At 41.4% G+C, this 17,223-nt stretch carries 15 protein-coding genes; 3 read left to right on the plus strand and 12 right to left on the minus strand.

Annotation, left to right across the window (positions count from 1 at the left end):
* Nucleotides 1–6 precede the first annotated feature (6 nt).
* Together NST13_RS08705 and NST13_RS08710 are read right to left on the minus strand one after the other, a co-directional pair.
* Nucleotides 7–3,084, minus strand: a complete 3,078-nt coding sequence (locus tag NST13_RS08705; protein ID WP_342580412.1) for an SMC family ATPase — start codon at nt 3,082–3,084, stop codon at nt 7–9.
* A complete protein-coding gene (locus NST13_RS08710; RefSeq protein ID WP_342581831.1) occupies nt 3,081–4,256 on the minus strand; it encodes an exonuclease SbcCD subunit D in 1,176 nt (391 codons plus the stop codon). The genes NST13_RS08705 and NST13_RS08710 overlap by 4 nt, the downstream gene beginning before the upstream one ends.
* A gap of 324 nt (nt 4,257–4,580) precedes the next feature.
* Between NST13_RS08710 and NST13_RS08715 the strand changes: the two genes are divergently transcribed.
* Nucleotides 4,581–5,120, plus strand: coding sequence for a transposase family protein (locus NST13_RS08715; protein ID WP_342580413.1), 540 nt, complete (start codon nt 4,581–4,583; stop codon nt 5,118–5,120).
* Between the two features lie 174 nt (nt 5,121–5,294).
* Here the strand turns inward: NST13_RS08715 and NST13_RS08720 are convergent, their stop codons facing one another.
* The 3 genes from NST13_RS08720 to NST13_RS08730 all read right to left on the minus strand — a co-directional run bounded on the left by NST13_RS08720 (nt 5,295) and on the right by NST13_RS08730 (nt 8,019).
* Nucleotides 5,295–6,098, minus strand: coding sequence for an AAA family ATPase (locus tag NST13_RS08720; protein WP_342580414.1), 804 nt, complete (start codon nt 6,096–6,098; stop codon nt 5,295–5,297).
* On the minus strand, nt 6,091–7,350 hold the full coding sequence (locus NST13_RS08725) for an IS481 family transposase (RefSeq protein ID WP_342580415.1): 1,260 nt from the start codon (nt 7,348–7,350) through the stop codon (nt 6,091–6,093). The genes NST13_RS08720 and NST13_RS08725 overlap by 8 nt, the downstream gene beginning before the upstream one ends.
* Nucleotides 7,351–7,479: 129 nt before the next feature.
* Nucleotides 7,480–8,019, minus strand: coding sequence for a DUF6431 domain-containing protein (locus NST13_RS08730; RefSeq protein ID WP_208651667.1), 540 nt, complete (start codon nt 8,017–8,019; stop codon nt 7,480–7,482).
* Nucleotides 8,020–8,179: 160 nt separating this feature from the next.
* Here NST13_RS08730 and NST13_RS08735 point away from each other — a divergent pair, with 160 nt between their 5' ends.
* Nucleotides 8,180–8,917, plus strand: a complete 738-nt coding sequence (locus tag NST13_RS08735) for an ISL3 family transposase (protein ID WP_342580416.1) — start codon at nt 8,180–8,182, stop codon at nt 8,915–8,917.
* A 124-nt stretch (nt 8,918–9,041) separates the two neighbouring features.
* Here NST13_RS08735 and NST13_RS08740 read toward each other — a convergent pair whose 3' ends face one another.
* The 7 genes from NST13_RS08740 to NST13_RS08770 form a co-directional block, all read right to left on the minus strand.
* Complete coding sequence (locus NST13_RS08740) at nt 9,042–10,271, minus strand: aminopeptidase (protein ID WP_342580417.1); 1,230 nt, start codon at nt 10,269–10,271, stop codon at nt 9,042–9,044.
* Between the two features lie 10 nt (nt 10,272–10,281).
* Complete coding sequence (locus NST13_RS08745; RefSeq protein WP_342471244.1) at nt 10,282–11,421, minus strand: DEAD/DEAH box helicase; 1,140 nt, start codon at nt 11,419–11,421, stop codon at nt 10,282–10,284.
* A 191-nt stretch (nt 11,422–11,612) separates the two neighbouring features.
* Complete coding sequence (locus NST13_RS08750) at nt 11,613–12,314, minus strand: amino acid racemase (RefSeq protein ID WP_342468511.1); 702 nt, start codon at nt 12,312–12,314, stop codon at nt 11,613–11,615.
* The gene (locus tag NST13_RS08755; protein WP_342468510.1) at nt 12,311–13,531 is read right to left on the minus strand and encodes an ATP-grasp domain-containing protein; all 1,221 of its coding nucleotides are present in this window, start codon (nt 13,529–13,531) and stop codon (nt 12,311–12,313) included. The genes NST13_RS08750 and NST13_RS08755 overlap by 4 nt, the downstream gene beginning before the upstream one ends.
* Before the next feature lie 180 nt (nt 13,532–13,711).
* On the minus strand, nt 13,712–15,184 hold the full coding sequence (locus NST13_RS08760; RefSeq protein ID WP_342468509.1) for an S-layer homology domain-containing protein: 1,473 nt from the start codon (nt 15,182–15,184) through the stop codon (nt 13,712–13,714).
* Between the two features lie 191 nt (nt 15,185–15,375).
* Nucleotides 15,376–15,618 (minus strand): hypothetical protein, encoded by a 243-nt coding sequence (locus tag NST13_RS08765; protein ID WP_342468508.1) that lies wholly within the window; start codon nt 15,616–15,618, stop codon nt 15,376–15,378.
* A gap of 62 nt (nt 15,619–15,680) precedes the next feature.
* Nucleotides 15,681–16,379, minus strand: coding sequence for an arginase (locus NST13_RS08770; RefSeq protein WP_342580418.1), 699 nt, complete (start codon nt 16,377–16,379; stop codon nt 15,681–15,683).
* 169 nt (nt 16,380–16,548) lie between these two features.
* On the opposite strand from NST13_RS08770, the gene NST13_RS08775 reads away from it, so the two are divergent.
* Entirely contained in the window at nt 16,549–17,109 is a 561-nt protein-coding gene (locus tag NST13_RS08775) for an FAD-dependent oxidoreductase (RefSeq protein ID WP_342580419.1), read from the plus strand.
* The last annotated feature ends 114 nt before the right edge of the window (nt 17,110–17,223 follow it).

Genomic DNA, 17,223 nt, shown 5'->3' on the forward strand with positions numbered 1-17,223 from the left:
CATGGTTTATTTTAATAGAATGGTTGTTTTGCTGTATCCTTCTTTTTGTTTTTCCACCTGCAACACAGCTGGCATTGCCGATTTTAATTCCTCCACATGGGAAATGACTCCGATCATCCGGCCGGATTTTTGAAGTTCAATGAGCGTGTCGATTGCTTTCATTAAGGATTCTTCATCAAGGGAGCCGAATCCTTCATCAATGAACATTGTTTCAATATTGACATTTCCTTGATAGCTTTGGATCACATCCGCCATACCCAATGCCAGGCTTAAAGATGCATTGAATTTTTCCCCTCCGGATAATGTTTTTACATCCCTCGCTTGTCCTGTATACGTGTCATAGACATCCAACCCTAAACCGCTCGCTCTTCCGTATGATTCAACCCTGTCGGAAACTTGCAAATAATATTGGCCGTTTGATAAGTTTTTCAGGCGCAGGTTGCTTGCTTCGGTAATGAGCTCCAAATAGCCCATTTGCACATAGCGTTCAAAGGATATTTTTTTGCTGTTTTGGCCGCGGAGCAAATTGTAAAGCTCGATGATTTGATTGGATTTTTCCTCCATCCGGAAAATATCGTTTGCGATTCCTTCGAGCTTTTCCGCAAAGTCAATGCAATGCTTTTCGCAAGCTTTGGAATGATTTAAAGCATCCAGGGCTTTTTCATAATTGGACTGAAGCTCTCCCAACTCGTTTTCCGCTTCGGTCAAGTCCATCTTTTCTTTGCCTTTCAGCTTTTCTTCCCCTTCCCTCACTTGCATTTCCAATGAATGAAGCTCTTTCGAATAATCGTCATATTGCTTTTGCAATGATTCCATTTTTTGCGGCGAAAGCCGGGCCTGCAAAAATTCTTCCGTTGAAGCAAAGTTCGCTTCCTTAAGGGCGGAAAGAAACTCTTCTTTCACCCTTTGAACTTTTCTTTGTATATGTCCGACTTGTTCCATTGTTTGTTTAAATGCCTCTTCCACCGCCGCGGTTTGTTTACCCGCTTCCTGGTATGCCATTTGCGCCCGCTCCCAGGATTCTTTTAACTGCCCTTTTAGACGGCTGGCTTCTTGCAATGCAGCTTTCAATTGTGAAAGATCCTCCAATTCTTCAGGAATGGATTTTTTTTGCTGCTCAAGTATTGTTTTTTCCTTCGTATATTTTTCATGTACTTCATTGTATCTTTGCGCACTTTCCTTTTGAAGCTTCCCAACCTGTTCTTTTTCTTCCTGCAGCCTTTTTAGCCGTTTTCTGCCGGAGGAGAGTACTTCTTTTTGTTTTTCCACTTCTTTTACCTTGTTATGAATGGTCTGCAATTGATTGATAAAATGCGATTCTTCAACCATCGGCGCATTCAAGGCAATGAAAGTTTCTTCGATTTCACTCAATTGTTGGCGCTTTGATTCCAATTGACCTTGTACAGCAAATTTATGTTGCTGCGCTTTTTCCAAAGCCGCTCTCAGTTTTTTCAATTCATCCTGCTCTACAATTTCCGTCGTCTCTTTATGTTGGATGTGATGCTCCGTGCTGCCGCAAACCGGGCAAGGCATGCCAGGCTTAAGGCTTGCAGCAAGAATCGCCGCTTGGTTATTCAACCATTTTTCTTCTTCCTTCGCATATAGTTCATGAATTCTCCCATATGCTTCATTGGCCTTTTTGTATTCATCTTCCAACTTTTGAATATGTGACTTTGTTTCGTGATATTTGGAGAAAGCATCTGCAATTTCTTTTAATCGGCGTTCCTCTTCCAACAGCTCATTATAGGATTCTGTGGCTTCTTCAAGCTTTTCGATTTTTTGACTCAGCTCTGAAACAGCCTCCGCCTTCTCTGCCAATTGTTGCTCTAAAAGTTGGATGTGGGATTGCAATTGATTTTTTTCATTCCATAAATTTTCAACGAGTACGCTTTGTTCATTCATTTGTTCATAAATCGGAACAAGGTTTTCCAATTCTTTTACCCGTTCATTGGCCCGTTCCCGTTCCTTTTCTTTTGCCGCTTCTTGTTCATAGCGTTCTTTTGCGTCCATCAAATTTTGATTGGCATCTTCTAATTGTTTTTCCACATCCGAACGCTTTTTCTCCAGATCCGTTTTTTCTTTCTCCAGTTCCAACAGTTGGGAATAGATTGGTGAAATTCTGTTTGCCCGATTGGCAGCATCAATCGTTCCTTTTACTTGTTCATAATAGGCTCTTTGTGATTGCAGACGGAGCAGCTGCCCTTTCTTCATTTCAAAGATTTCAATCTCATCATTTAATTTTTTGTTTGCCACATAGACTTCGTATTTCTCTTTGTGCTTGTTGAAAGCTTCCCGATAGAGCCGTTCATCTTCTTTGATTTTTTCCTGATAATATTGCTGCTCTTCCGCAAGTCCATCCAGTATTTGATAAATGTTGGAATGTTGGCTCAATGCCGTAAACAGGGCCGAGTCCCTTTTTGGCAATGCTCCTTCAATTTGATTGATATAGCTGTTTTTCAAGGCGTTCGCTTCATTCAATTGTTGATCCATTTCCCGCTTCTTCGCTTCCAATTTATCGGCCATTTTGATGAAACGTTCGGTTCTGAAAATTTTTCTTAAAATCTCTTCTTTCTCATCGGATTTTGAAGTTAATAACTTTCGAAACTCCCCTTGGGGAAGCATCACGATTTGGCAAAATTGCTCGTAAGTCAGCCCGATGATTTCTTCAAGCTTTTGATTGATATCCGTCACCCGCTGGCGCTCCACTGCCGGAATTTCTTCGTTATTGGGCAATATTTCAAACAGCTCGTATTTTTCCCCCGTTGCCGTTTTTCTTCCCTTTTTCAAGTGGGGCAACCTGCGCAATACACGGTATTTTTTGCCGCGAATTTCAAAGATGAATTCGACGGAGGTATGGACGTCATCATCCGCAAAATCGCTTCTCAGCATTTTCGGTTCTTTCCGGTCCTGCCCGCTGGCATAACCGTACAGCGCAAAACAGATGGCATCGAAAATCGTCGTTTTTCCCGCTCCCGTTTGGCCTGAAATGACAAAAAGTTTTCTCTCTTGCAATTTCGTAAAATCGATCACTTCTTCATCCTTGTAAGGACCAAAAGCTGTCATTTTCAATCGAATCGGCTTCATTTTGCCACCACCGCCTCTTTTGTTTCCCTTTCATCCAGCAACAATTCTTCCAGCACTTCCCGATACAATTGAAGGGCTTCTTCCGTCGGCTCAGTGCCCATCATTTCTTTATGGAACGCTTTAAATAGAGTTATGTCATCCAGCTGTTCCCGCCGCACTTTTATATTTTCTTCCGCATTTTCCGTTCTTTGGATCGTTTTCCGTTCCACATGCATGGCGTTTGGATATACGGTGCGGATTTGTTCCATCGCCCCCACGACAGGAGTCAAGTCTGTAAGCCTTACAAACACATAATCCTCACAATAGTCATGCTTTAATATTTCATGGATGGAACCTTCAATGATGCGTAAATCCCGTCTTGGTGCGAAGTTTCGTTTTTCAACGGAAACTTGCCCTTTTTCGTCCAATTGGACAATCAAGAAGCCCTTTTGATGATTCGCTTCGGATGCCGAATATTTTAATGGCGAGCCAGGATATCTTATCGTTTCATTGAGCACAAAATGCGCCTTATGCAAATGGCCGAGGGCAGTGTAATGGAACGGCTCGAAATAATGGGCGTTCACGCATTCCGAACCTCCGATGGCTAATGGCCGTTCGGAATCGCTAGTATTTTCCCCTTTCTCTCCGGAAGGGGTGACAAAGGCATGTCCAACGAATACATGCCGCTTCGTTTGATCCATGTTCTCTTCGATTTTTCCAATGATCGTTTTCATGGCATCATCATATGTATGAATGGATTCGCATTGAAACACATTTTTCACAGTGGAAGGTTCTGCAAAAGGAACCAAATGGAAATGCACTTCCCCATATTCATCCTGTAAGACAATCGGTTCCAGTTTGTCATCGAGCTCACCGACAATGTACAATCCACATTCTTTCATCAAGCTGCTGCCAAATTCAAGTCGGGTTGGGCTGTCATGGTTTCCTGCAATGCTCAGTACCGGCACTTTCCGTTTCAAAACGATTTCCTCAAACATTTCATTCAGCAAATCCACCGCTTCCACCGGAGGAAGGGCCCGATCGTACAAGTCCCCTGCAATGACCACAACGTCCGGCTTTTCTTCATCGATGGCCTGCAGGAACTGGTTGAGTACATACCGCTGATCCTCAGTCATGTAAACCCCTTGCACAAGCTTTCCCAAATGCCAATCTGCCGTATGGAAAATTTTCAAAATCAATCGACCTCCACTTCTTGCTATGCTTCTATTGTAGCACGGGAAAAAAAGTGTGACTACACCATAACAGAATGTATGTTCCGTTCTGTTTTGGGAATTTCTTCATTTTATTGCGGATATTGAGGAAATACTTGCATCATTGCTTGTCCTCCAAAACACAAAAAAATAACCACATCCTTCCTCCAAATAAGGGCTCTATAATATTTGGTGTTGGTGAGTATAAACCAGCACCAATTTTTTTGAACAAAAAAAAATGAGACAGTGACAAAACTCTGGTAAAATGTAATCGCCAAAACACATTTTCCAAAGGAGTTGTGTCACATGTCTCACCATCATTCTATACGAAACCTACTCAATATAAAAGACAAAAATATCACATTTGATGAAAATTTTTGTGCAGAAGAACTCATTAAAGGGGTCCAATCAAAAGTCTTTTATGGCCAATTAACTTACCAACCAAAAGCTTGTTATGCTTGTGGACATGTCTTTGATGTTCAAATCATTAAACACGGTTTTAAAACGTCTCTCATTAAAATGCCTAGCATTTCAGGTTTTCATACCTACTTAAAATTGCGTAAACAGCGTTATTTCTGTAAACATTGTCATTCCACGTTTACTTTAAAAACGAGCGTCGTGGCTAAAAACTGTTGTATTTCCAACAATACTAAAGTAGCGATTGCTTTAAACGCCAAAGATAAAATATCCGAAAAAGATATTGCGATGAAACATAATGTTTCTCATGCCACTGTCAGTCGTGTCATTGACAGCTTTTATAGCTATTATCAACCAAATGTTCACTACCTTCCAAAGCATTTGTGTTTTGATGAGTTTAATGTAAATTTTCACATTATTTCAGGCTGACTTTTTCAAATTATTTTGGTTCGTTTTCTGAAATAATGTGCAATTTTTTTGCGGATTATTTTAGATTTTGCGATTTTCCCCAGGTTCTTTGCACATTTTTCCGGTCGTTTTTCGATGATTTTTCCGCCCCTCTTCGAAAAAAATGGAGCCCTCCGTACAAAGAGCTCCGATCGCTTAGTAAAGATGATGTTCCTCTGCCGCCATTCGAACGATTTCTTCATCGATCTGTTCTTTTTTCATTTGGTATCCATACAAGAGGCAAGTCGTGGCTAGGATATTGATCACTCTTGGCCATCCTTGAGATTGTAAAGCGATGGCCTCTAGCGCTGCTGGAGTAAAAATCGGAATCTTCGCTCCCGCCATTTTCATTCGCTGTTCTATATATTGACCAACTTCTTCTTTCGTCAATGGCCCCATTTGATATCGCATGATGATACGTTGATTCAACGGCCGATGCTGGTTGAGCCGAAGCCGCGTTTGTAAATGCGGAAGGCCAGTTAAAATCAAGACAAATGGATTCGTCGAATCCATTTGAAAATTAAACAAAATCGCAAGATCTTGCAGAAAGGCATCTTTAGCCAGATGCATCTCATCCAAAATCAAGACAGGAGTGATTCTTCGTTCGGTGTACAATCGTTCGATTCCTTGCTGAATTTGATAAAACAAATCGACCTTCCGGTATTTTGGCTCTTCTCCCAACCCAAGCGCAAGCCCTCGGTAAAAATCCATCACTCCTCCTGTGGAAAGAGGAAAATAGACGACATGATACAACGATGGATTCAACGACTCTTTAAACGTTCGTAACGTAAACGTTTTTCCAGATCCCGGTTCACCAATGAATAGACCGATTCCTCTCGTTCGTTTGATATAATCCAATCCCGCCAATGCTTCTCGATACGAAGTAGCGAGATAGGCATCCGACGGCTTCATTTCTTTCGAAAAGGGTTCATGAGAAAGGGAGTAGAAGGTTTTATACATGATCTCCTTCCCCCTTTGCCCATTCTGTATTCAACGAAAATGGGGACCGATTTCGTTTCACATGGGCGTTATCATGCAGGCATACAGGTTTGGCTTGAGCGACTTCCTTGCCATCCTCATATACATATACACCATGATCATCGTAACGAATATCGACGGATTGGCCAATGAAACGAGGAGGCACTTCGTACAATTGTTTGTTGAGCGAAATCGTTCCATCGGCCTTCACTTTCCGAAACTCGCGTTTCAGAAAAATTGAATCCAACACCGTCGGATCTTCTAGAAATTGAACCGTATGGTTTTGAGACAGAAAGATTTCATGAGGCGTTTTTCCATTGAGCGATGCATGGGGTTTACGATGATAATCTTCCTCCAGCCATCTCCAAAATCGTTCATTCAACTCTTCGAGTGAATGAACCGGATTCATGTCTAATAACGGATAAAAACGCGTCTGCACCGTCTTGAAAAAGCGCTCAATTTTGCCCTTGCTTTGCGGGTCATATGGCTGCGTATGAACGAGGGTGATCCCTAACTGTGCACACGCATACTGAAGAGTTTCGGAACGATAAATCTTTCCGTTATCCGAGTAAATCATTTTCGGCTTTCCATACCGAATGAGCGCTTCTTTGGTGACGACTCGCAGCCCATCAAATTTCTCGGAAGAGAAAAATTGAGCGTATGGCACGATGCGTGAACAATCATCGATGTAAGCGATGAGAAACGTTCTTTTCTTCTTCCCGTTGATTGGAACATACGGACCGTAAGAAAGGTCTCCTTGCCATAAGGCGTTCACTTGATCATGCGCAAAACGTTTTCTCTCCGGCATCGGTAAAATTTCTTTGCCGACAAGGTTGAATTTTTTTAATAATCGGTATATAGTAAAATAAGAAATTTGTTTTGGGTTGATTTCCCCTTGGTGTACCAGTTGTTGGTAAAAAACCGTCACTGGCACTTGGGGAAATTTTTTTCTCATCGCTAGAATATAATCCTCATCTTCTGGAGACAGCTTTCGGGAATGTCCACGATCCGAGCGCTTCTTCGGTTTTAATCCCTCAAATCCCATTTTCCGATAACGCAAGTACCAGTCTTGAATCGTTTTCGCAGCGATCCGTTTCTCTCCGTAATACGGCATTTCATGAATGCGATTAGCCATCTCAGTGAGGTAGCTCTTCGGATCTACTTGTTCATTCAAAAGTGGGGCAATCAATCCGAATCGGAATAAGGCAATTTGTTCTCTCATGTGTTCGTCCATCGTTTCCATCCTCCTTTTTCATTTCGAAGGACAGCCGGCTACCCATTTCACCTTTGATGATAAATTCTTCTTTTCCACCTGTCGAGGCAAAAGGTATGTGGGACGACCTCAACACCTAGATGCGCTTCCTTATCGTCCAAAACAATGTGCCATAAAGTAGGTCGACAAATACCCCCACGACTCTTTGACAAACCGTTCCTCTCCCCATTGTTGGATTTTCCCGATCGATCGACAAGCTTGTTGTTGGGTATCTCGCTCCCAACCGAAAGATTTCTTCACCGAAGCAAAATACATATAAATCCATGAAATTGTTTGGATAAATCGTCGGAGATAGAAAGAAATGAGTTGTCTTTTTGATGGATTTGTGCCGGTTTGATGAAGCACATCATGGAGCCATTGAACGATGGTACGAGTCGTATGTTGAAAGTATGGGAGAAGAAAGTGAGGGAGGATGGACACCGTTTGGAAACAAATCGAACAACGAAAACGGCAGATCAAGAGACGATATTCCTTTTCTGCGGTGATGGCATTCCGTTCATAAAAACCATGGCGATGAAGGGAATGCTTCGCATGACAATGTGGGCACTCCTCCACCATAGGAAAGTCATTGTTTTTTCCTAATTCATGATAGGTTTCGAGATCGACTCCAAAATCATGAATCAAGATCACAGATCTTCCATCCCCCTATGAAATAATTCACAAAAAATTTAGCACATTTTTTCAGAGGATGGCAAAGATGATTCCGAAGGAATTTGAAAAAATCGTACTCTTTTTAGATGAGATAAAATGAAAGTTTACATTTAAATCAGTGAAATCCGCAGCTGGAGCGATGTCCTTTATTTTCTGCGACTCTGAAACGGGGGAGATTGTGGATATCGTGGAGGACCGGAGATTACATGTCCTCAAAGAGTATTTCTTACGGTATTCCAAGAAGGCGAGAGATGCGGTAAAAACGATTGTCATCGATATGTACAGCCCTTATATTTCCTTAATCCACGAAGTTTTCCCTAAAGCGGAAATCGTACTCGACAAATTCCATATCCTCCAACTATTTAGCAGAGCTTTAAACAAAACGCGCATCAACGTCATGAATCGGGATAAAAAGAATTACAATAAATTAAAAAAATACTGGAAGCTCCTTCTGAAAGATCAAACAAAACTTGATTATAAGAACTATAAATATCATCGTTGCTTTAAAAAGCATATGTGTGAGGTGGAGATTCTCCACTATCTCATTGATTTAGATTCTGAATTAAAAGCGTCCTATGAGTTATATCAATACGTGCAACATTGCATAAAAATCAAAGACTTTGAGCTCCTAAAGAAAACATTAGAGAATAAACAAAATATCGTTTCCAGCTATATGAAAACCGCCATCAAGACAATCAACAAATACATCAATTACGTGGAGAATACGTTGAAATATGATTATAACAACGGCATTTTAGAGGGGATTAATAACAAAATCAAAGTGATTAAACGCATTTCTTTCGGTTATCGATCCTTCTATCACTTTAGAAACCGAATATTCATTACCCAAAACTTAGCGAAAATAAAAACAGCTTAGGGGAACCTCGAATTTCCCCTAAGCCATCCGATTACATATTACCAAATAATGTCACTAAAATTTATTCACCAACACCATTTGACAAAGAACCCAAATAAGAAAGGATGTGGTTTGACACAAGACACTAAAAAGCCCAATTTCCATTTCTAAAGATCGGTTCCCGTGTTCCATCCGGTAAAATGCCGTCAATATCCATTTCGGCACTGCCAATCATAAAATCTTCATGGGTGATCGATACATTGATGCCCAAAGATTCCAGCTGACCTTCCTCCAAATCCCTGCCGCCTTCGTAACAAGTCGGATAAGCTTCCCCGATCGCCAAATGATTGGAGGCATTTTCATCAAAAAGCGTATTGTAATACAAAATATTGGATAATGAAATCGGCGATTCATGCGGCACAAGTGCCACTTCCCCTAAATAGGCGGATCCTTTATCCGTTTGAATTAATTCCTGAAGCAATTCATCACCGACTTTTGCGTGGGCTTCAACAATTTTCCCTTTCTCAAAAGTGAGTGTGAATTGGTCGATAATATTCCCTTGATATACAAGAGGTTTCGTATTGCTTACATAACCATTCACGCCATATTTTGAAGGGAGTGTATACACTTCTTCCGTCGGCATGTTGGCGGTGAAGATCACCCCTTCCGGCGTTCTGCTTGTGCCTGTGCACCAAATATGCTTTTCTGGAAGTTCGATCGTCAAATCCGTGCCCGGCGCTTTGTAATGCAATTGGACATATTTTTTGCTGTTCAATTGACTTGCCCGCTGCTCCAAATTTGCGAGATGCTTTTTCCAATTTTCGACCGCATCCCCTTCACCGATGCGTACTGCTTTGAAAATGGCATCCCATAACGCATTGATTTGCTCTTCTTCCGGCAAGTCCGGAAATACTTTTGCAGCCCATTTTTTTGAAGGCACCGCAATAATGGACCAGGCGATTTCATCATTCATGATGGCTTTCCGGTAATTGACCAGCGCCTCTCCGCTTGCCTTTTGCTGAGCTGAAATTCGGCGTACAGGAATGCCGCTCAATAAATCCGGATCTTCTGCATCAATCCAAAGAAAGGCGCCTTTCCGTTCGATGCATTCATCCCGTTGTGCAACAATCCATTTCGGAAACTTGCCGAATTCTTCTTCCGCTCCATGCTCATAAAACGCACGGGTAATCTCTTCATCCGTCAAATTGACATGCACTATCCCGGCTCCGGCTTCGTAAGCTTTTTTCACAACCAATCTTGTGAAATCCAAAGTGTCTGTCGTCGTATTGATTAATAAATATTGCCCATTTTGAATGTTCACACCGACTTTCACAGCCAGTTCCGCATATTGTTCCAATTTTTCCTCAAAAGTCATGGCCATTCCCTCACTTTTTGGCGATGGTATTCGCATTTCCTTCAATTAATTGTCCTTTGTAGATCACCTTTTGGACAGGTTTTTGCCCTGCTTGCCGCAACAGCTTCTTATAATTTTTTTCATCCTTATATGAAAGAAGCGTCAGCACTTCCCCATCGGCTCCCGCTCTGCCCGTGCGCCCGGACCGATGCAAGTATTGTTCCACTGTATGCGGGAGATCCACATGAATCACATGGGTAAGTCCTTCAATATCCAATCCCCGTGCAGCCAAATCGGTTGCCAATAAAATGCGCGCTTCGCCTTTGCGGAAATCTTCCAAAGATTTTTTCCGCTGCTCTTTGCTCATGTCCGCATGCAACGATACCACTTTTGTATCCTTATATTTCAATTTCATTTCTTTCAATAACAATTGATCCAAATTGTTGATGAACGCAAGGCCCCGAACTCCTTCAATATTGGCAAGCCTTCTTAACGCATCCGTTTTGTCCCGTTCTTCCACTTTCACAAATGAATGAACCACTTTTCCGACTTTCACCATATCTTCCGGTTTGATTTGAATATTCAACGGATCTTTCATCATCCGGCTTGCAACCAACCGGATCTCGTCCGTAATGGTTGCTGACACCAAAACCACTTGCCGCTTAGGGGATGCACCCTCTATAAAGGATTTCACAATAACCCGATACTCTCTGCTCAATAATTGGTCACATTCATCCAATACGATGATTTCAATTTCTCTTAACTTTAATTTATTGGCGCGGACCAACTCATTTATTCGGCCGGGCGTTCCAACCACGATGGTCGGTTTTTTCTTCAGCTTTTCAATTTGACGGGCCACGTTCGCTCCGCCGATGAGCTGTTGAACGGTAATATTTGTTCCGGCACTCCACTCCCGGATCACTTCTACAATTTGCATGGCAAGTTCCTGAGAAGGTGCGACAATCAAACCTTGAGTACTTTTTTTCGAACCATCCAATTTATGTAGCATCGGAAGAACATATGCCAATGTTTTGCCGGAACCGGTCGGGGATTCCGCCACGATATCTTTTCCTTCCAACATGGCCGGGATCATTTCATCCTGCACTTTCATCGTCCGTTCAAACTTCCACTTTTGCTTCAATGTTTCATTTAATAATTCTATTACTGACACGTTTTTCCCACCTTCCCTTGTCAAGTTTACCACTTTTTCGTAAGGATTCATTCCATCGTTCCACCAATGATATTATGTAAAAAAGCTTGAAGCCCGATAATGATGAAAAAAGAATTCGCCATTCGTGCCGGAATTGATATGTTCCATTCCAGCACGGTCCTTGAATACAAGCGAATTCTTTTACGTCCATTCTATTTCTTCACTTCATATCCGCAGCGGATGATTGCAGTTTCAGCCAATACCAGCAATGAATCGATATAACGATTCCCCAATTGCAAGTTTTTATTCACAACGGACAATTCTGTACATCCTAAAATGATCCGGTCGCAATCAAGGGCAAAAACCGCTTCTTCGATTTCTTTCCATTTTTCCCTCGATACGTCTTTTCCGGATTTCACATCATCATAAATGACGGACATCACAAGTTTTTGCGTATGTTCATCAGGGATGACCGGCTCGATTCCCTGTTCCATCAGCGCCTTTTGATACACCTTCGAAAAAATGGTGCCATCCGTCGCTAAAATGGCCACTCTATTGGCTTCAAGTTCATGTGCCCGTTTCGCCGTTTCCCTGATCATATGGATCACGGGTACAGGGGACCCCTGTTGGATTTCTTCATAAAAGGTATGGGCAGTATTGCACGGGATGCAAACCAAATCAGCGCCAAAGTCGGCCAGTTTCTTGGCATCCCGAATAATGACAGGCACCGGATTATCATTTGACTTTCCTAAAATGAAAGCTGTACGGTCCGGAATGGTTGTGTCGTTGTCAATAATCGTATGAACATGTTCTTGGTCTGTTGCAGCTTTTGTCAGGCGTACGATGGCTTCCCCAAGGAACATTGTCGCAAGGGGGCCGACGCCTCCGATGATTCCCAAAGTTTTTTTCATCATTCCGCCAAACCTTTTTTATTAAAGTATTTTTTATATTTTCGATAATAATTTAATTTGTTCAATGTCAATTTGATCCAACGTTTTGCATTCATATCGTAAGGATAGTAGAGGGAGTTTGTCCATTTTCCTTCGCGGATCAGTTTTTTGGCTTCGATTTTCAACTTCTCATTTGAAGCATACTTAAATAATACCCCTTTTGGAATGACGAGCCATAAATGTTTGTTATCCGCATAAGTCAGATCCTGTTTGATATTGAACACATAGTCGTCCGCTACATACTTCATCAGGTTGTATCCGGCTGCCGTCACGAAATAGCTTGAACGCCCATTCCGCAAATTGATTTCAAATAAATTGTATTCCCCGGTTCTAGGGTCCTTTTTCATATCGAAATTCGCAAAGCCGGTAAATCCGATATCTTCAAGGAAATAACGCACCCGATCCATCAATTCTTTGTCGTATGTGGTGATGATCGCCGCATAGCTTCCGATTCCTTCCGGCGAATGTTCCTCCAAGATCGGATTGCCCAAACACATCAACTTCACTTTTCCGTCTTTTCCTACATAGGCATTTAACACGCGCATGTAGGAATCGTCGCCTGGAATGAACTCCTGAATGATTAAATTGTCTTTATAAGTGGAGCTGTAAATGGCGTCCAAAATTGCATTTTTCTCATTTTCATCATGGGCGACAAACACTTTTTTCTTGCCTGGGAACTTGCATGCCCAATAAGCGACGGAATTGGAAGCTTTGATGATGATTGGATAATCGAATGGGATTTCAAAGTCTTTATAGTTTTCATAGCTGATAATCGTTGTTTTCGGATATTTAAAACCGTATTTTTCGCACATTTTATAGAAGTTTTCTTTCAATAAAATTTGATCCATCAGCGATTCGTCAATATATGGCACAATGAAATGCTTTTGTAGTTCCGGCTTATTTTTAATGATCAGTTTCGCATAATCATCCCCGCAAGCAAGAAGCAACAGTTTAGTGTCTTTGTATTTTTCCGCTATCTTTTCCAATGCAGGCAAAAAGACTTCCTGCTTATTAAAATTGTCCACTTGTTCAAAAAGGATGATTTTGCTGTCTTGCGTCGCTGTCAAGTGGGAACGGCCCACTACAAGGGACTTTATTCCATATGCTTCATGGAAGGCACGGGCCATTCCATAGGCATTCATATCTGAACCACATAATACTGGCAAAAATGGTTGAGTCATTGTTCCTTCATCTCTCTTCATCTATTCTCTTTAATCATTGCCAACAATTTTCTTGACTAAAATGAAAGTAGCATGAAATGGTATCAAAATCAATCATTTGGGCAAAGTAATATACAACTGTTATCTATGTTGAAACAATATTTATTTTGCAATATTGAAATCAATTGTCCATATCCCAAACTATTTATTTTCAAAATAAAAATCAATCGTCCAATAAGGGGTTGTACCATCAAAAGCAACCCCGGTGAAGGCATGGGTAAAACGTCCATACAAGATATTTTCCCGATGTTCCAGGCTGTTCATCAAAGCTTCATGGGCATAAATCGTATTATAAGCGCCAGCCGCTATATTTTCTCCACCGCCTTGGACAAAATTCATGCCATCCAGAAGCATCCGCTCCAAAGCGCTTTTTCCGTCGCTGCCGATATGGGAGACGAAATGGTTCCGCACCATATCCAGGCTATGTTTTCTGGCGGTTTCCCGGTATTGCTGCGCACTGATAAGCGGGGGGATTCCTTCAGCGGCGCGGGCCTGATTCATCAATTCCACCATTAAATTTTCAAAGCCTTCCCGCCGGTCTTCCACCCGATTATCTCCGTAATACCCTTCTTTTTTCTTTTCGTATTCCCTTTCAACCCAAAGAATCGACCTTACCGTGTCGCGGTTGTATAAATCGAAAAAGAACGTGACATATTTCCCTTCGATGAAATACATCGAATAGCCTTCATCTTTCAACAGTTTATACCAAAGATTATTTTTTAAAATCGCTTCGATTCCTTTTCCATATTGCTTTAAAACCTGGTTTTTGTCACTTTTCCCAATCGTTATCCCGAATAATTCTTTGCCTTTGATTGTGCTGTAAAAGCCGACGACTTCGTTGTTTTCGTTGACCCCTTCCAATTCCAATTGCTCATTTCTTCCGATTTGATGCCAAACAAATTCGTATTCCGAGTTGTAGCTGGCCAATACTTTTCCGCTTGCCTGCTTTCTTTCCGGAATTTTGCCGGCCGCAAGGATTTTATCATAGTCCGCAACCAGGATGGTTCGATACAGGAAACTGGCAAATTGGCCGTTTGTCACATATTGTTCAGGCATGAAATACCCGTTGCTTCCGGTTGTAATGCCAAGCCCGTATAATGTATAAATATAGTCATATGCCCAATGCCCTTTTGGGACATCCTGGAATAACCGGATCCATCCCGAATATTGCAAATCGAATGTATTCACCAAAATTTTGGCCAACTGGGCCCGGTATAAAGGTTCTTCCCCTCTAAAGCGTCCTCCGTCTCCATCAAATATTCCCGCTTCATAAGCCCAAAGGATGGAATCATAATAAGGATCCGACGGCGCTGCATCCTTAAACGGATCCCCGCTATAATCCCTGATTCCATGCAAATGGTCATGGAACAATGTATGGAGGATTTTGGCCGCTTCCTTGCGTGAAATACTTTGATTGGGATGAAACTTGTCATCCGTTTTATAATCATAGACGTCCAATTGATTCAAATAGTTGATTGCTTCATAGTGGCTGTCGGCGGAACCGATATCCTGAAAATGCTTTTCCGCTTTCACATCATGTGGAATAAAAACAAATACACAAGCGAGGAATAACAGATGGAGAAACATGGAGCCTTTCATAACCAAATTTCGCATGGAGGTCACACTCCTTCAAGTGCCCTGTATGATTCTATTATAAGAGTAAATGTTTATGTTTTCTAAGAAAATTTTGACAACTTGTGCACGAAATGATGATAAACTTACCAAATGGCGTGAAATGAAAAAAGGAAAAATTGAGCCTTCTCAATTTCTCCTTTTTCTATAGGGAAGACAGCTTTGTCCCCGCTTTAAGCGTTGTCAAAATGATGCTTTTCATCCGGCGATTCTTTGCGGAACAGTTCTTCCAATAACTCGTCCCCTTCCGCTTTCACCCGTTTATTGAGTTCATCCACCGGAATCGAATCCACTGTCTGCATATCCTCATGCAAATCAAAAAGGCTGATATTGTCTGATGGCACCCGGTCCGGTTTTTCTTCATATGGAATATCAGCAAATTTCTTCTTTGAATCCGGCAATGAATCTTTTTTCATATGCAACACACTCCTTTATGGTAGTATGTGTTGACGGTACCGCTTTATTCATCAATGAAGATTCATGCCATCATATACTCCAATTTTTGCGCAAAAGTCACATTGTTCGGGTTCCATTTTCTGATAGGACATTGATAGACTTTGTAAGGCAATCCAAGAGTTCTGACGAATTCCACAAATTTTCCATCAAACCAAGGCGGACTCCATGCCCCTGAACGGCAAATATGGATGGCGGCGGTTTTGATCCCTTCATACAAATCATCAAATTTTAAATATTGTATGTTGAATGCTTTATTGATTTCTTTAAAAAATTCCGGCTTTTCCTTCGTAAAAGGACTGTAGATGATATACGCTTTACTGATGATTCCATTTTTCAAAAGTTTTCCAAGCCAGTTGGCACAATTGACTTCGAACTGCAATGAAGCAAGCCCGCCGTATCCCAGATCCGAATGGGCATCAAAAAGATACACTTCATCCACATTAAATTTTTCCGCGATTTTGTATGATAAAGCATGGGAATCCGATACATAAACGTTCACTTCTTGATCCCATCGGAAAAATTGTTTGATTTTATTCCAGAAAAAATCAACATCTTTCGAAAGGGCAAAAGATTTTTCAAAATCTTTTCCATAGGATTTGTATTGAAAATAACGCTTATACCATAAATCATTGATCGTTCTTTTATTTTCAACACTTGATGTTATTTCTTGATTTTCAGCGGATATGAAGTAGTCCCAGTCGATTGACAATAAACTTGCCACTGCAAACCCCTCCAAAAATCAAAAACTGTCGCTAATAAAATCGTAATACTCGATCAGTGGAATATCAAACAATCTCCTTAATTTTTGAAAAAAAAGCCATATTTTTAGAGTCGGTGCTTTTATTTTGGTAGAATTATAAATATAGAAGATTTTAGGAGGGATATGGCTTATGTATGATGTAGCAATTATCGGCGCAGGACCAGCCGGAGGAAGCGCTGCGATTTTTACGGCAAAAGCAGGAAAGAAAACGGTGATTTTGGACAGCGACCAAGGCGTAACAAAACGTGCAATGCTTTACAATCACTACGGCGTGAAAGAAATTACTGGACCGGAATTGGTGAAAACAGGAATTGAACAAGCTAAACATTACGGTGCTGAACTGATTGAAGCAAAAGTGACAGGCATTTCAAAAACTGAAAACGGATTTAAACTCCAATATGAAAATGGCGAAGTGGAAGCAAAACATGTCATCCTTGCCACAGGTTTTTTAACTGATCTGGCGGAAAGCATCGGACTTAATACGAAACCAGGAACTGAGCCAAGAGTAAAAACTATTTTTGATGTGGACGCAAATGGCAAAACAAATGTGGAAGGCATCTGGGCTGCTGGTACATGCGCAGGTGTGAGCGTCCATACCATCATTACAGCGGGTGACGGTGCGAAGGTTGCCATCAATGTCATCAGTGAACTGAACGGCGAACGTTACGTGGATCACGATGTGTTGAAATAATTTGATAAAATCTTGATAAGCCGAGGCGGAAAGAAGATTTCTGCCCCGGCTTTTTTCATTCCTTCAATTTCGCTTTTTGGAAACCCCGTTTTGCAATTTTTTTCATGAATCAGC

This window comes from Ureibacillus sp. FSL W7-1570, assembly GCF_038593265.1.
GTDB lineage: Bacteria > Bacillota > Bacilli > Bacillales_A > Planococcaceae > Ureibacillus > Ureibacillus suwonensis.

What these genes read in the sequence shown, in the direction of transcription:
- NST13_RS08705 (WP_342580412.1), bottom strand. Translation starts at nt 3,084, where the DNA reads ATGAAGCCGATTCGATTGAAAATGACAGCTTTTGGTCCTTACAAGGAT.
- NST13_RS08715 (WP_342580413.1), top strand. Translation starts at nt 4,581, where the DNA reads ATGTCTCACCATCATTCTATACGAAACCTACTCAATATAAAAGACAAA.
- NST13_RS08720 (WP_342580414.1), bottom strand. Translation starts at nt 6,098, where the DNA reads ATGTATAAAACCTTCTACTCCCTTTCTCATGAACCCTTTTCGAAAGAA.
- NST13_RS08725 (WP_342580415.1), bottom strand. Translation starts at nt 7,350, where the DNA reads ATGGACGAACACATGAGAGAACAAATTGCCTTATTCCGATTCGGATTG.
- NST13_RS08735 (WP_342580416.1), top strand. Translation starts at nt 8,180, where the DNA reads ATGTCCTTTATTTTCTGCGACTCTGAAACGGGGGAGATTGTGGATATC.
- NST13_RS08740 (WP_342580417.1), bottom strand. Translation starts at nt 10,271, where the DNA reads ATGACTTTTGAGGAAAAATTGGAACAATATGCGGAACTGGCTGTGAAA.
- NST13_RS08750 (WP_342468511.1), bottom strand. Translation starts at nt 12,314, where the DNA reads ATGATGAAAAAAACTTTGGGAATCATCGGAGGCGTCGGCCCCCTTGCG.
- NST13_RS08755 (WP_342468510.1), bottom strand. Translation starts at nt 13,531, where the DNA reads ATGACTCAACCATTTTTGCCAGTATTATGTGGTTCAGATATGAATGCC.
- NST13_RS08760 (WP_342468509.1), bottom strand. Translation starts at nt 15,184, where the DNA reads ATGCGAAATTTGGTTATGAAAGGCTCCATGTTTCTCCATCTGTTATTC.
- NST13_RS08765 (WP_342468508.1), bottom strand. Translation starts at nt 15,618, where the DNA reads ATGAAAAAAGATTCATTGCCGGATTCAAAGAAGAAATTTGCTGATATT.
- NST13_RS08775 (WP_342580419.1), top strand. Translation starts at nt 16,549, where the DNA reads ATGTATGATGTAGCAATTATCGGCGCAGGACCAGCCGGAGGAAGCGCT.